General features: G+C 70.7%; 10 protein-coding genes. 9 read left to right on the top strand and 1 reads right to left on the bottom strand.

Features of this window, described 5'->3' with window-relative positions; all coding sequences use genetic code 11:
* Positions 1-11: 11 nt before the first annotated feature.
* Entirely contained in the window at positions 12-1,520 is a 1,509-nt protein-coding gene (locus RAH40_RS10070) for a PAS domain-containing sensor histidine kinase (RefSeq protein ID WP_306602294.1), read from the top strand.
* Here the strand turns inward: RAH40_RS10070 and RAH40_RS10065 are convergent.
* Positions 1,509-3,827 carry an ATP-binding protein gene (locus RAH40_RS10065; protein WP_306601977.1) on the bottom strand — a complete coding sequence of 773 codons (2,319 nt, stop codon included), beginning with the start codon at positions 3,825-3,827 and terminating at the stop codon, positions 1,509-1,511. The genes RAH40_RS10070 and RAH40_RS10065 overlap by 12 nt on opposite strands.
* Before the next feature lie 331 nt (positions 3,828-4,158).
* Between RAH40_RS10065 and RAH40_RS10060 the strand changes: the two genes are divergently transcribed.
* The 8 genes from RAH40_RS10060 (at position 4,159) to hisD (ending at position 13,519) form a co-directional block, all read left to right on the top strand.
* Positions 4,159-6,585 carry a hypothetical protein gene (locus RAH40_RS10060; protein WP_306601976.1) on the top strand — a complete coding sequence of 809 codons (2,427 nt, stop codon included), beginning with the start codon at positions 4,159-4,161 and terminating at the stop codon, positions 6,583-6,585.
* 36 nt (positions 6,586-6,621) lie between these two features.
* Entirely contained in the window at positions 6,622-7,953 is a 1,332-nt protein-coding gene (locus RAH40_RS10055; RefSeq protein ID WP_306601975.1) for an OmpP1/FadL family transporter, read from the top strand.
* A 319-nt stretch (positions 7,954-8,272) separates the two neighbouring features.
* Complete coding sequence (gene hisG, locus RAH40_RS10050) at positions 8,273-9,112, top strand: ATP phosphoribosyltransferase (RefSeq protein WP_306601974.1); 840 nt, start codon at positions 8,273-8,275, stop codon at positions 9,110-9,112.
* Between the two features lie 22 nt (positions 9,113-9,134).
* Positions 9,135-9,695, top strand: a complete 561-nt coding sequence (hisB, locus tag RAH40_RS10045) for an imidazoleglycerol-phosphate dehydratase (protein ID WP_306601973.1) — start codon at positions 9,135-9,137, stop codon at positions 9,693-9,695.
* Positions 9,692-10,276, top strand: coding sequence for an imidazole glycerol phosphate synthase subunit HisH (gene hisH, locus RAH40_RS10040; RefSeq protein ID WP_306601972.1), 585 nt, complete (start codon positions 9,692-9,694; stop codon positions 10,274-10,276). The genes hisB and hisH overlap by 4 nt, the downstream gene beginning before the upstream one ends.
* The gene (gene hisF, locus RAH40_RS10035) at positions 10,267-11,022 is read left to right on the top strand and encodes an imidazole glycerol phosphate synthase subunit HisF (protein WP_306601971.1); all 756 of its coding nucleotides are present in this window, start codon (positions 10,267-10,269) and stop codon (positions 11,020-11,022) included. The genes hisH and hisF overlap by 10 nt, the downstream gene beginning before the upstream one ends.
* Positions 11,016-12,284, top strand: coding sequence for a phosphoribosyl-ATP diphosphatase (hisE, locus tag RAH40_RS10030; RefSeq protein WP_306601970.1), 1,269 nt, complete (start codon positions 11,016-11,018; stop codon positions 12,282-12,284). Before hisF ends, hisE begins: the two co-directional genes overlap by 7 nt.
* Positions 12,278-13,519 (top strand): histidinol dehydrogenase, encoded by a 1,242-nt coding sequence (gene hisD, locus RAH40_RS10025; RefSeq protein WP_306601969.1) that lies wholly within the window; start codon positions 12,278-12,280, stop codon positions 13,517-13,519. Before hisE ends, hisD begins: the two co-directional genes overlap by 7 nt.

The following is a 13,519-nucleotide window of genomic DNA, read 5'->3' as shown; positions in this document are numbered from 1 at the left end:
TATACTTGAACATGTTCTTCCTGGGCCGCAGAGCCAAGTCGCCCGCTGACCCGGGCGCCCTTCTGGACTGGATCCTGGATAAGGATCGGGAGGTGGTGTACAGCCTTGGCGCCGACCGGCGGTTCCGCATGGTCAAGGGGGCCTCCTCCCGCCTGTGGGGCTACGGCAACGAGGAACTGCTGGGAAAGGACTTCGCCGACATGGTGGTGCCCAGGGAGCGGCGCACCGTCCTGTCCATGTTCGATGGGCACATGCGGGGAAAGGTATCTGGGATTCATGAAAGCCATTTCCAGAAGCGGGACGGCACCCCCATCCGCATGGTCTGGAAGCTGGCCGACGGCCCCACCGGGGACGCGATCCTGGGGGAGGCCCGGGAGTACGCGGTGCGCAAGCCCAGGATGGACGCCCAGTCCTGGGGGGCGGTCGGGATGGAGAGCTACCAGCGGGCCCTGGACGAGCACGCCATCGTGTCGCTGTCGGACGCCAAGGGCCGGATCCTGGCCGTGAACGACAAGTTCTGCGACCTGTCCGGCTACGCCCGGCCCGAGCTGCTCGGCAGGACCTACCAGCTGGTCAACAGCCGCTTCCACGGCGCGGTCTTCTTCCAGGAGCTCTGGCGCACCATCCTGGCCGGCCAGGTCTGGAAGGGCGAGATCCGCAACCGGGCCAAGGACGGCGAGCCCTACTGGGTGGCCACCACCATCGTGCCCGTGCCGGGCCAGGGCGGCGCCCCGGGCCACTTCATCGCGATCCAGGCCGACATCACGGCCCTCAAGGCCGCCGAGGAGTCCCTGCGCGAGACCCACAAGATGGAGGGCCTCAAGGCCTTCGCGGGCGGCGTGGCCCACGACTTCAGCAACCTCCTCACCGCGATCCTGGGCAACTGCAACCTGGGCGTGCGGGACGTGCACCCCGAAAGCCGCGCCCGGGCCAGCTTCGACCGCATCGAGCAGGCCGCGATGAGGGGGTCGGATCTCACCAACCAGCTCATGGCCTACCTGGGCCAGACGGTCTCCGCCATGAGGAGGGTGGACCTCAACGCGCTGGTGGAGGGCTCCCGCGAATTCCTCATGGCCATGGTGCCCAGGAGCACCCGGCTGGAGTTCCTCCTGGACCCCGCGGCCCCCCAGGTGCTGGCGGATCCCAACCAGCTCCTCCAGGTCGTGCGAACCCTGGCCGTCAACGCCTTCGAGTCCCTGGACCCGGCCTCCTCGCGGGAGGTGGCCATCCGCACCGGCGGCGAGATCCTGGACCGCCGCTGGGAATCCTCCCTGGCGCCGAACCTCGGCGTCGGCGCGGGCGCCTACGCCTTCCTGGAAGTGAGGGACACCGGCATGGGCATGACCCAGGAGGTCCTGCGGAAGATCTTCGATCCCTTCTTCACGACGAAATTCATCGGGCGGGGCCTGGGGCTGCCCGCCGTGGCGGGGATCATCCGCAACCACAAGGGCACGGTGCAGATCCAGAGCGATCCGGGGCGGGGCACGGTGGTGAGGGTGCTGCTGCCCCTAGCCAACTAGCCAACCCCTGGCTGCGATGTCCTCCAGCGCCCTTCGCAGGTCGGCCATCGTGAAGGGCTTGGCCAGGAGGGCGACCCTGGGATGGGCCAGGGTCAGGTCCAGGGCGCCCTGGTCCGCCCTTCCCGTGGAGAGGAGGACGGGCAGGGCCGGACACTGCGCGCGAAGGTGCGGGAGGGTTTCCGCCCCGCCGAGGCCCGGCATGTTCATGTCGAGGATGACCACATCGGGGATGAGCCCGCTCCCGACCCGGTCCAGCGCCTCCCTGCCGCTGGAGGCAAGCGCCACCGTGTGGCCCAGGGCTTCCAGCACGGGTCCGATGGACGTCCGGATCAGCTCGTCGTCGTCCACCAGGAGCACCCGGAGGGCCAGGGTCCGGGCCTTCGGCCCGCCGGCGGTGCCGCCTCCGGAAGGCGACGGAGCGGGACGCGAGGCCGGGAACCGCAAGGTCACGACCGTGCCCCTTCCCGGATCGCTGTCCACGGTCATCCGCCCCTGGTGGGCCTTGACGGTGCCATGGACGATGGAGAGCCCCAGGCCGGTGCCGTGGGCCTTGGTAGTGAAGAAGGGATCCAGGGCCCTGGCGAGGACCTCGGGGGGCATGCCCCGGCCGGTGTCCCGGACCTGGACCTCCACCCACCCGGACTCCGCGTTCCGGGTGCGCAGGGTGAGGATGCCGTCGTCGTCCATGGCGTCCACGGCATTCACGCAGAGATTCATGAGGGCGTGGGTGAGGGCGCTCGCGTCGCCGCGGATGGGCTCCAGGCCTTCGGCCAGGTCCATCGACAACCGGACCCGGGCCAGCGTCGTGCGCTCCAGGAGCTGCACCTCGTCCCGCACGAGGCCGTTGAGGTCCAGGTCCTTCATCTCCGTGAGCCCTTTGCGGGCGAAGGCAAGCAGGCCGCGCACCATGGTCCCGCCCCGCGTGCAGGCCTTGGTGATGGTCTCCAGGGCCCGGGCAAGGCCCGAGCCCGGCTCTGCCTGGTCCTGGAACGCGGAGGCCAGGCCGAGGATGGAGCCCAGGACGTTGTTCATGTCGTGGGCGACGCCCCCTGCAAGGCTGCCGAGGCTCTCCAGCTTCTGGGTTTCCTGGAGGCGGGCTTCCAGGACGCGGTGCTCCTCCGCAAGGCGCAGGCGCTCGGTGATGTCCTCGGAAAGGCCCAGGAGCAGGCTGGGGCGCCCGGCGGAATCCGGCACCGCCACCTTGACGGTGTGCAGCTGGATGGGTCCCCGGGAGCGCGAGTCCACCGGCTCCCGGGGGACGTCCACCACCTCGCCCCGGCTGAGGACATCGAGGTCCACCCCGCGGAAGAAGGCGGCCTGGTCCGCCGGCCAGAGGTCCTCGTCCCGCCTCCCCACGACCTCTTCCCGCCGAAGACCGAAGATCTCCTCGGCCTCGGTGTTCCAGAGCACGTAGCGAAAGCCGTTCCTGGGGTCCTTGGCGAACAGACCCAGGGGCAGGGTGTCCACGATGGCGGCCAGGAGCCTCTCGTTCTCCCGGATGGCCTCGTTGGCCTGGGCCAGATCCCGGGTGCGGTCCTTCACCTGGCGCCGCAGGGCGGCGGTCCATGCCAGCGCCCCCAGGAGAAGGACGAGCCCGCCCAGCCCGACCCATCCCGCCAGCCGGAGCAGCCGCGTCCGGGGCGCCGGATCCAGGTGCCCGAACCACCTGCCGTAGATGGCGTCGTAGCCCTTGGTCCGGTTGACGATGGCGAGACCCGTCTCGAGGGTCGCCTTCAGGTCCTCCCTTCCCCGGGGAACGGCGAAGCAGAGGTCACGGGCATGGACGGAGCCACCGGAGGCCTTCAGGTTGGTCAGGCGGAACTCCTCGATCAGGCACAGGCCCGTGATGCGGGCGACGATGGCGGCATCCTGGGCGCCGGATGCCAGCAGGCGAAGGGCCTCGGGCTCGGAGGCGACGGGCTCCACGCAGTCCGCCATCCCCTGGGAGGCCAAGAATTCGGCCATCTCGCCGCCCTTCTCCACGAGGATGCGCCGCCCCCGCAGTCCGGCCAGGTCCTGGACCGGCGGGGAATCGCGCCTCTGGAAAATGGAATAGTGGACCACCAGATGGGCCTGGCTGAACGCGAGATACCCGGCCCGCTCCCGGGACCAGAGAACTCCCGGCGCCACGTCGACCCTGCCCGCGGCGAGGTCCTGGAGGATGGTCTCCCAGGGCGCGGCCTTGAAGGTCAGGGGCACGTCCATGACGGCCGCGGCGGCCTTCAGGACTTCCACGTCATAACCGTCCGGCTCGCCCTTGCCGTTCAGGAACTCGAAGGGCGGGAAGTCCTTGGAAATGCCCGCCACCAGCGGCTTGCGGGAAGGCCCTGCCGCCAGGCGCCAGGGGCACAGGAGCAGGAGGAGGGCGATCAGTGCAGCGCGGAACAGGGATCCTCCCTTGGAAGAAGACGCGGAATCCTTGAAGGGCCAAGGTTTGGGTTCACGGGGCGAGTCGACCGTCCATCTTATCCCGATTTCCGACGCGGCCTGGTCCCATCCAGGGCGCAGGTTAAAACGACCTTCCGATCGTCTTATTTCCCCGAAAAATAAGCCTTTTCTGACAATTTTTTGTGGAAGACAACTTCGAAGGCGTTTAGTCTCTGGACCCAATCCATCAACCCGCCTCCCGAGGTGAAGAATGAATGCCTTCCTTCGAACGTCGCTGACCTGCGTGTCCCTCCTGGCCCTGGCGGGCTGCTCCTCCCGCCAGGAACCGGTGCCCAACCCGGCCCCGGACATGAGTTCCAACGCAGCAGCCTTCGATCCCACGACGGGGGACGTGCCCCTGCCCAACATCCTGGCCACGGCGGTGGCGGCGGACCCCCTGGCCACGCTCGCGGCGGGCACGAGCCTGGACCCGGCCAAGGCCATGGCCTACATCAACAAGTACGAGGTGGGCAGCACCAACGCGGTGGCCGGGGTGAACGCCCCCATCTACCTCCACTTCACCTACCCGCTCCTGGCCTCCACGGTCACGCCGGCCAACATCAAGGTGTTCCAGATCACCCCCGACACCGCCGGCACCGAGAACAACCCGCTGGGGTTCACCGACGTCACGGGCATGTTCACCTTCAAGTACCCCGCCGGCGGCACGGACCTGTGGCTCTTCCCGTCCTTCCCCCTGACGCCCGCCACCCGCTACGTCTACGTGGTCACCAGCCGGGTGCAGGACGCCGCCACGGGCGGGGCGGTGATCCCGTCGGTGTACTTCAACTACCTCAAGTCCACGGTGCCCCTCACGGGTTCCACCGCGGCCCTGGAGGCCATCCGGGCCAACGCCACCTCGGGGACCAACATCCTCCTGTCGGGCTACGCCAAGGTCATGGACGACCTCATCGCCGCCAGGACCACCACCACCATCGCCTCCCGCGCCGACATCGCGCTCATGGGCCGCTTCATCACCTCCGGCGCGGGGTTCGTCGCGCCCAACCCCGCCAGCCCCACGACGGTGATTCCCGTCGAGTCGGCCCTGCGGGCCTTCGCCGCCGGCGCGCCCCTGGGCGGCCTGTCCGGCAAGACCTGGGACAACGCCGTCACCGTCACCACCACCTTCACCAAGGGCAACGCCAATCCGCTCCTGGACGTGGGGGCCTTCTGGCAGGGCGTCACGGGCGCTCCGGCCAGCACCGTGCCCGCCACCCTCGGGACCGTCGTCCTGGGCACCATCAACACCGCGTTCCTGAACATCGATCCCGTCCTGGCCCGGGCCAACGCCGCCTCCATGGACCTCACCGCCGTGACCGGCGCCTTCAATCCGGCCTCGGGCGTGGTGCAGCCCTTCCGCGGCGCCGGCGGCGTCCTCACCGGGTACTACCACGTGCCTTCGCCCATCCCGTTCGTCTACTTCGCCCCCGACGCCGCGGCCCCCGCCGGCGGCTACCCCGTCGTCCTCTACCAGCACGGCATCACGAGCCAGAAGGAGACGGTGATCGGCCTCGCCCAGGTGCTCACGGGCGGCGGCTACGCGGCCCTGGCCGTGGATCTTCCCCTCCACGGCGCCCTGGCCCCGCCCGCCCTGCAGGTGGCGGCCGGCGACAGCGCCGCCGTGAAGGCCCAGAAGCAGGCCGGCTGGGGCCAGGCCTTCATGGCCGTGGGCGCGCCGCTGGCCACCCGGTCCAACATCCAGCAGGCCGCCTTCGACCTCCACCGGCTCGAGCTGGTGCTGGCCACCCACGGCTTCGACGTCCTGGCCGCCAAGGCCCCCGCCACGACCAAGGCCAGGTTCGTGGGCATCAGCCTGGGCTCGATCGTGGGGGCCTACTACCTCGCCGGCAACACCACCCTGTCCACCACCGCGCCGCCCTACACCCAGGCCACCCTCGCCAACGACATGAAGGGCCTGCTCAGCGTCCCGGGTGCCCGCACCGCCTACCTGATCCAGGCCAGCCCGGCCTTCGGGGCCACGATCGACGCGGGTCTGGCGGCCGCCGGGATCGCCAAGGGCAGCGTGACCTACAATTCCTTCTTCCAGGCCACCCAGACCGTGGTGGACACCGCGGATCCGGCCAGCATGACCACGCCGCTGGCCTCGGGCCTGCCCAGCCGGCTCTCGGGGCGCCTCCTCATCCAGGAGGCCACCTCCTCCACCTTCGATGCCAACGGCAATCCCACCGACGGCGACCTTGTGATCACCAACCCCTACACCCGCTACCTGGGCAACGCCCTGGGAGGCCGGGCGGTGCTGGGCACCGCGGCCGCGGCCGCCGTGGCCCCGGGCTTCTTCCAGCTGGGTTACGGCGCGGCGGACCGGATCCCCGCGACCTTCATGTACACCCTGAACGGAACCTCCCCGGCGCCCAAGACGCAGCCTGCGGCCCTGCTCCCCACCGCCACCACCCCGGTGGAGGGGTACTTCCAGTTCGACCAGGCCGGGATCTCCCACGGCGGCCTGCTGGATCCGACCCACCCCGCCAACGCGGGCCTCATGCAGAAGCAGCTTCTCTACTTCCTCGGCGTGACCGGGACGTCCATCGCCCTGGATCCCACCCAGACGGCCTCCGGGCTGGTCACGGGGGTTTCCTCCGAGGTCCAGGTTCCGGCCATCTGGACCATCCTCGGCCACTGACCCGATCCCCCCATCCGAACGAGGAGCCCCCTTCCCATGACCAAGCGCGCACTTTCCTCCCTCACCCTCTTCCTCGCCATCGCCTCCACCGCCTCGGCCTCGGGCTTCCTGCTCCGGGAGCAGAGCGCCTCCGGGCTGGGCAACGCCTTCGCCGGCGCCAGCGCCGGCGCCCCGGACATCTCCTCCCTCTTCTGGAACCCGGCGGTCCTGCCGCTCTTCCAGGGCGGGGAGGTGTCGGTGAGCGGTTCCTGGATCGGCATCCACATGGACCTCTCCAACGCCGCGGGCTCCCGCGCCCCGGTGTTCCAGCCCGCGTCCCGGACCATCTCCGGGCCCCCGGACCTGCCCAACGCCACCAGCCAGCCCATCCTCCCGGGCATCTACGCCCACTGGGCCCTGAACGACAAGGTCCACCTTGGTTTGTCGGTGAACGTGCCCTTCGGGCTGGTGACGAACTACCCCGACTCGTTCATCGGACGCTACCACGGCCTGCGCACCGACCTGAAGACCTACGACGTCGCCCCCAGCGTGGCCTTCCGGGCCAGCGAGGCCTGGACCTTCGGCGTGGCCTTCGTGGCGCGCAAGGCCGAGGCCACCCTCAGCAACTCGGTGGATTTCGGCGCCATCGGCAACGCCCTTGGGGTCCCCGGCTTCACCCCCGGGAGCGCGGACCGCACCGCGACCCTCAAGGGCGACTGCTGGGCCTACGGCTACAAGGCCGGCTTCACCTTCCAGCCGTCCACGGACCTGAGGTTCGGCGTGGGCTACCAGGGCAAGACCACCCTGAAGGTGAAGGGCCAGATCGCCTACGACCCCGTCCCTGCCCCCTTCAACACCACCTTCGTCAACGGCGGCGGGACCGCGGACGTGAACCTGCCCGCCACGGCATCGGCGGGCTTCACCTGGCAGGTCACCCCCACCTTCAGCCTCCAGGGCGAGGCGGCCTGGACCGGGTGGTCGGACTTCAAGGAGCTGCGGGTGAAGTTCGCCTCCAGCCAGCCCGATTCCGTGGTGGACGAGAACTGGAAGGACTCCTGGTTCCTTTCCGTGGGCACCCTCTGCAGGGTGTCGCCCGAGTGGGCCTTCCGCTTCGGCCTGGCCTACGACCGGTCCCCGGTGGACAACGCCCACCGCACGCCCCGCATTCCCGACGCCGACCGCAAGTGGATCTCGGCGGGCGTGTCCTGGACCGTCTCGAAGGCCACCACGGTGGACTTCGGCGCCACCCAGATCTTCGGCTCCACGGTCCCCCTGGGCCAGGTGTCGGGCACCTCCCAGTCCGATCCGAACTTCTTCCGGGGCGGCCTGACCGGCACCTACAAGGTGGGGGCCACCATCATCGCCCTGGGCGCCAAGTTCCGCTTCTGACTTGACGGAAGCCCCCAGGGGACGCTAGAGTGGTGCCTCTGAGGTATCCGTGACCTTCATCGTCATCCATCATCCCCATTTCCACGCCTTCACCGGCGGGGCAGGGGCATGCGGGACGGGCGCTTAACCGAACAAGGCGACACGAACCCAGCACGACCCCCCCGGCCTCGACCCCCGGGGGGTTCTCGCATTCAAGGAAGACCATGAACCTTCACCTCCACCATCACGCCCATCCGCCCCTTCCGGGCTAGGCCGGGCCTTGCAAGCCTGATACCTCGCCCCGGAACCCATCCGGGGCTTTTTTCTTTCTGGAGATTCCATGGACACGATCAATCTGGCGATTCCCAAGGGGCGCATGGCCGAGGGGGTCCTCCGCCTCATGGAGGACGCCGGGTTCAAGGTGCTGGCCAACGGCCGCAACTACCGGCCCGCCTGCGCCGACCCCCGCTTCCAGCTCAAGCTGCTCAAGCCCCAGGACATCGTCCGCATGGTGGAGCTGGGCCGGCACGACCTGGCCTTTGCGGGCCACGACTGGGTGGTGGAACTGGGCGCCGAGGTGGACGACCTCCTGGACACGGGGCTGGACAAGGTCCGCCTGGTGGCCGCCGCCCCCCGCACGGGCGTGGCCTCCCTCCGGAGCCGGCGCATCGTGGTGGCCAGCGAGTACGAGACCATCACGCGCACCTGGCTGGACAAGGAGGGCTACGACTACCTCTTCGTGCGCAGCCACGGCGCCACCGAGGTGTTCCCGCCCGAGGACGCCGACATGATCGTGGACAACACCGCAACGGGCCGGACCCTGGTGGAGAACGACCTGGAGATCGTGGACACCCTGCTCACCTCCTCCACCCGGCTCATCGCCAACCCCCGCCTGGGCAGGCGCGCCGAGGTGGACGAGTTCGTCCTCCTCCTCAACTCCGTGCTCGACGCCCGCAAGCGGGTGATGCTGGAGATGAACGTGGCCGCCTCCAACCTGGACGCCGTCCTGGGGATGCTGCCCTGCATGCGCATGCCCACCGTCATGCCCCTGGCCGGGGAGGGCGGGTTCGCCGTGAAGTCGGCCGTGCCCGCCAAGGAGGTGCGCCGCCTCATCCCCCTTCTCAAGGCGGCGGGGGCCACGGACATCCTGGAGTTCTCCTTCAGCAAGGTGGTGTCGTGAACGATTTCCCGGGAGGCAGGTCATGACCAGATTCGAACGCATCACCAAGGAGACCCGGGTCGCCCTGACCCTGGGGGCCGGAGGCGCCGTGGCCACCTCGGTGCCCATGCTCACCCACTTCCTGGACCAGCTCAACCTCTACGGCGGGCTGGGCCTCGAACTCGAGGCCGTGGACCTCATGCCCCTGGGCGACGGCCACCACCTGGCCGAGGACGTGGCCATCGCCCTGGGCCGCGCCCTGGACCAGGCTCTGGGCGGCCGGGAGGGACGGGCCCGCTACGGCCAGCGCCTGCTGCCCATGGACGAGACCCTGGCCACGGTGGCCCTGGACATCGGCGGCCGGCCCTACCCGGTGATCGACATCCCCTTCCCGTCGGAGACGCTGGGGGGCCTCGCCACCGAGAACATCGTGCACTTCTTCCGGACCCTGGCCCTGGAGGGCCGGTTCACCCTCCACCTGAAGGTCACCGGGGAGAACGCCCACCACATGGCCGAGGCCGCCTTCAAGGGCGTGGGGTTCGCCCTGCGGGAGGCCATGGCCGAAGCCGACGGCCTGCGCTCCACCAAGGGGGTGCTCCGTTGATCGGCATCGTCGACTACGGCTGCGGGAACCTCCGGAGCCTGGAGAACGCCCTGGAGTTCCTGGGCCTGGAATCCCGGCGGGTCTCGGCCCGGGAGGACGTCCTGGGCATGGACCGGCTCATCCTCCCCGGCGTGGGGAACTTCGGCCACGCCGGCGCCGAACTGGCCCGGCGGGGCCTGGGGGACGCCCTGAAGGAGCGGGCGGCCCTGGACCGGCCCCTGCTGGGCATCTGCCTGGGCATGCAGCTCCTGTTCGAGGGCTCGGAGGAGGCTCCGGACACGCCCGGCCTGGGGCTCCTGCCGGGCCGCAGCGAGCTCTTCCTGGACCCGTCCCTCAAGGTGCCCCACATGGGCTGGAGCGCGGTGGACTTCGGGGACCTCTCGGGCGCGGCCTACTTCGTGCACTCGTACTTCGTGCCGGCCTTCCCGGACGGCCGCGAGGCGGCCGTGGCCACGGCCCGCTACGGCCGGCCCTTCCTCGCCGGCTTCCGCAGCGGGAGCCTGGCCGGGTTCCAGTTCCACCCCGAGAAGAGCGGCACCTACGGGCTGAACCTGCTCAAGGAGGCCCTCGCATGGTCATGAAGCGGATCATCCCCTGCCTGGACGTGAAGAACGGCCGGGTCGTCAAGGGCGTCCAGTTCCAGAACCTGAAGGACAGCGGCGACCCCGTGGAGCTGGCGGCGCGCTACGACGCCGAGGGCGCCGACGAACTGGTGTTCCTGGACATCACCGCGGGCATCGAGAAGCGGGACACCGCGGTGAGGATGGTGGCGGCCGTCGCCCGCGAAGTGTTCATCCCCTTCACCGTGGGCGGCGGCATCCGCACCGTGGCCGACGCCGAGGCCCTGCTCATGGCCGGCTGCGACAAGGTGGCCATCAACACCGCCGCCGTGCGCCGCCCGGAGCTCATCACGGAGCTGGCCACCCGCTTCGGCAGCCAGTGCGTGGTCCTCGCCGTGGACGTGCGGCGCCCGGCCTACGGGATCCTGGTGGCCGTGGACGCGGGGCGGACGCTGACCCAGCTCACCATGGGCGCGTGGCTGGCCGAGGCCCAGGACCGGGGCGCGGGCGAAGTCCTGCTCACCTCCATGGACCGGGACGGCACGGGGTCGGGCTACGACCTGGACGTGCTGCGCCGCGCCTCGCGCGGCCTGAGGATCCCCCTGATCGCCAGCGGCGGCTTCGGGGAGGCGGACCACGCCGTGGAGGCCTTCGGGGCGGGCGCCGACGCCGTGCTCGCGGCCGGCATCTTCCACACCGGCGGCCTCACGGTGCGCCGGCTCAAGGAACAGCTCGCCCAGCGGGGCGTGGAGGTGCGCCCATGCTGATCCCCAGCATCGATCTCATGGACGGCAAGGCCGTGCAGCTGGTGGGGGGCCGCACCAAGGTCCTGGAGGTGGAGGACGTCCTGGGCCTGGCCCGGCGCTGGCGGGTCTACGGCGACCTGGCCGTCATCGACCTGGACGCCGCCATGGGCAGGGGCGACAACCTGGCCCTGGTGAAAGAGCTCTGCGGCGTGGCCCGCTGCCGCGTGGGCGGCGGCGTGCGCACCGCGGAGCGCGCCCATGAGCTGCTGCGTGCGGGCGCGGCCTCCATCATCCTGGGCACCGCCGCCTCCGAGGAGCTGCTGCGCAGGCTCCCCCGCGAGCGCACCCTGGTGGCCGTGGACCAGCGGGCCGGAAAGCTCCAGTCCAGGGGCTGGATGGAGGACGAGGCCGAGGCGCCCCTGGACCGCCTGCGGCGCCTGGATCCCTTCTGCGGGGGCTTCCTCATGACCGTGGTGGACAAGGAGGGCCGCCTCGAGGGCCTGGACTGGGAGGCCGCCCGGGCCGCCCGGGCCGCCACGAAGCTGCCCATCGTCTACGCCGGCGGCGTCACGACGGTGGAGGACGTGGCCGCCCTCGATCGCCTGGGCCTGGACGCCCAGGTGGGCATGGCCCTCTACAAGGGCCTCCTGGACCCCGCCGAGGCCTTCCTGGCCTGCCTGGACTGGGACAAGCAGGGCGGCCTGATCCCCGCGGCCGTCATGGACGAGGCCGGGAGGCTGCGCATGGTGGCGTACGAGAACCCGGCGTGCCTGAAGGAGGCCCTGGAAAAGGGCAGGGGCGTCTACTGGTCCCGCTCCCGCCAGGAACGCTGGGAGAAAGGGGAGCGGAGCGGCCACGGCCAGGAGCTCCTGCGCGTGGAGGCCGACTGCGACCGGGACACCCTGCGCTTCGTGGTGCGCCAGGACGGGCCCACCTGCCACACCGGGGCCGGCACCTGCTTCGGCCGGTCCGAGTTCGCCCTGGACGATCTCGAAGCCACCCTGCGCTCCCGCCTGGAGAGCGCGGCGCCGGGCAGCTACACGGCGCGCCTCTTCCGGGAGGAGGGCCTCCTGGGCGCCAAGCTCCTGGAGGAGGCCGCCGAAGTGGCCGGGGCCGCCACCCAGGACGATCTGGTGTGGGAGGGGGCAGACCTGCTCTACTTTCTCATGGTCCGCCTCACCCAGGGAGGGGTGCGCATGGAGCAGGTGCTCCGCGAACTGGAGCGCCGCGCCACCACCGACACCCGCAAGCCCGGCAACGCCAAAGGAGCTCCCGCATGCTGAAGACCCTCTCCTTCGCCAAGGCCATGGACCAGGCGGGGACCGTGTTCCCGCCGGTCCCCCCCGAGGTGGGGACCATCCTCGACGACATCCGCAAGCGCGGCAACGAGGCCGTGTTCGGCTGGGCCCGCAAGCTGGACGGCTTCAAGGGCGGCCCCTTCGAGGTGGACCCCGTCAAGGTCAGGGAGGCCCCGGACAAGCTCCACCCCGAACTGCGCGGCCACCTGGTGGAGGCCATCCGCCGCGTGGAGGTGTTCGCCAGGGCCCAGAAGGAGACCTTCCGGGACTTCAGCACCGAGGTGGACGGCATGGTGCTGGGCCAGCGGGTCCTCCCGGTGCGCCGCGCCGCGTGCTACGCGCCCGGAGGGCGCTACCCGCTGCCCAGCTCCGTGCTCATGGGCGTCGTCCCCGCGCGGGTGGCGGGCGTCGAGGAGGTCATCGTCCTCAGCCCCCGCCTCCACCCCGTCACCCTCGCGGCGGCGGCGCTGGCCGGCGCGGACCGGGTCTTCGACCTGGGCGGCGTGCACGGCATGGCCGCCGTGGCCTGGGGCCTGGCGGGGGTCCCCCGGGCCGACCTGGTGGTGGGCCCCGGCAACCGCTTTGTCACCGGCGCCAAGCGGCTGCTGTACGGCGACGTGGGCATCGACTTCCCCGCGGGTCCCAGCGAACTGCTCGTCATCGCCTCCCCGGGGGCCCGCCCCGCCTGGATCGCCGCCGACCTCCTGGCCCAGGCCGAGCACGACCCCGACGCCAGGCCTCTCCTGGCCGTCTTCGACCCCGCCCTGATCCCCCAGGTGAACGGAGAGCTGAAGACCCAGCTGGCGGCCCTGCCTCCGGACTCCCCAGCCCGGGACAGCCTGCGCAACGGCTTCGCCGTGGTGCTGGCCGGCGACGCCGAGGCCGTGGCCCTGGCCGACGCCCTCGCACCCGAGCACCTGGAGCTCCAGGGCGCCAGGGCCGAGGCCCTGGAAGGCCGCTTCCGCAGCTACGGCAGCCTCTTCGTGGGCGAGGACGCCGCGGAGGTTTTCGGGGACTACGGAAGCGGCACCAACCACATCCTGCCCACCTCGGGCGCCGCGCGGTTCACGGGCGGGGTCTCGGTGGCCACCTTCCTGAAGATCCTCACCTGGCAGCGGACGCTCCCGGAAGGCCGGGCCCCCCTGGCCGCCCAGGCCGCGGCCCTGGCCCGGGCGGAAGGCTTGGCGGCGCATGCGGTCTCGGCGAGAATGAGGGGGTAG

It is taken from the genome of Geothrix sp. 21YS21S-2 (assembly GCF_030846775.1).
Classification (GTDB): domain Bacteria; phylum Acidobacteriota; class Holophagae; order Holophagales; family Holophagaceae; genus Mesoterricola.
Note: the sequence above shows the minus strand (reverse complement) of the source record. Positions and strands in the feature narration are given on the sequence as shown.

Bases quoted from the DNA above. Each gene is read 5' to 3' on its own strand.
- hisF (WP_306601971.1), top strand. From the start codon at position 10,267: ATGGTCATGAAGCGGATCATCCCCTGCCTGGACGTGAAGAACGGCCGG.
- RAH40_RS10070 (WP_306602294.1), top strand. From the start codon at position 12: ATGTTCTTCCTGGGCCGCAGAGCCAAGTCGCCCGCTGACCCGGGCGCC.
- hisB (WP_306601973.1), top strand. From the start codon at position 9,135: ATGACCAGATTCGAACGCATCACCAAGGAGACCCGGGTCGCCCTGACC.
- hisE (WP_306601970.1), top strand. From the start codon at position 11,016: ATGCTGATCCCCAGCATCGATCTCATGGACGGCAAGGCCGTGCAGCTG.
- RAH40_RS10055 (WP_306601975.1), top strand. From the start codon at position 6,622: ATGACCAAGCGCGCACTTTCCTCCCTCACCCTCTTCCTCGCCATCGCC.
- hisD (WP_306601969.1), top strand. From the start codon at position 12,278: ATGCTGAAGACCCTCTCCTTCGCCAAGGCCATGGACCAGGCGGGGACC.
- RAH40_RS10060 (WP_306601976.1), top strand. From the start codon at position 4,159: ATGAATGCCTTCCTTCGAACGTCGCTGACCTGCGTGTCCCTCCTGGCC.
- hisG (WP_306601974.1), top strand. From the start codon at position 8,273: ATGGACACGATCAATCTGGCGATTCCCAAGGGGCGCATGGCCGAGGGG.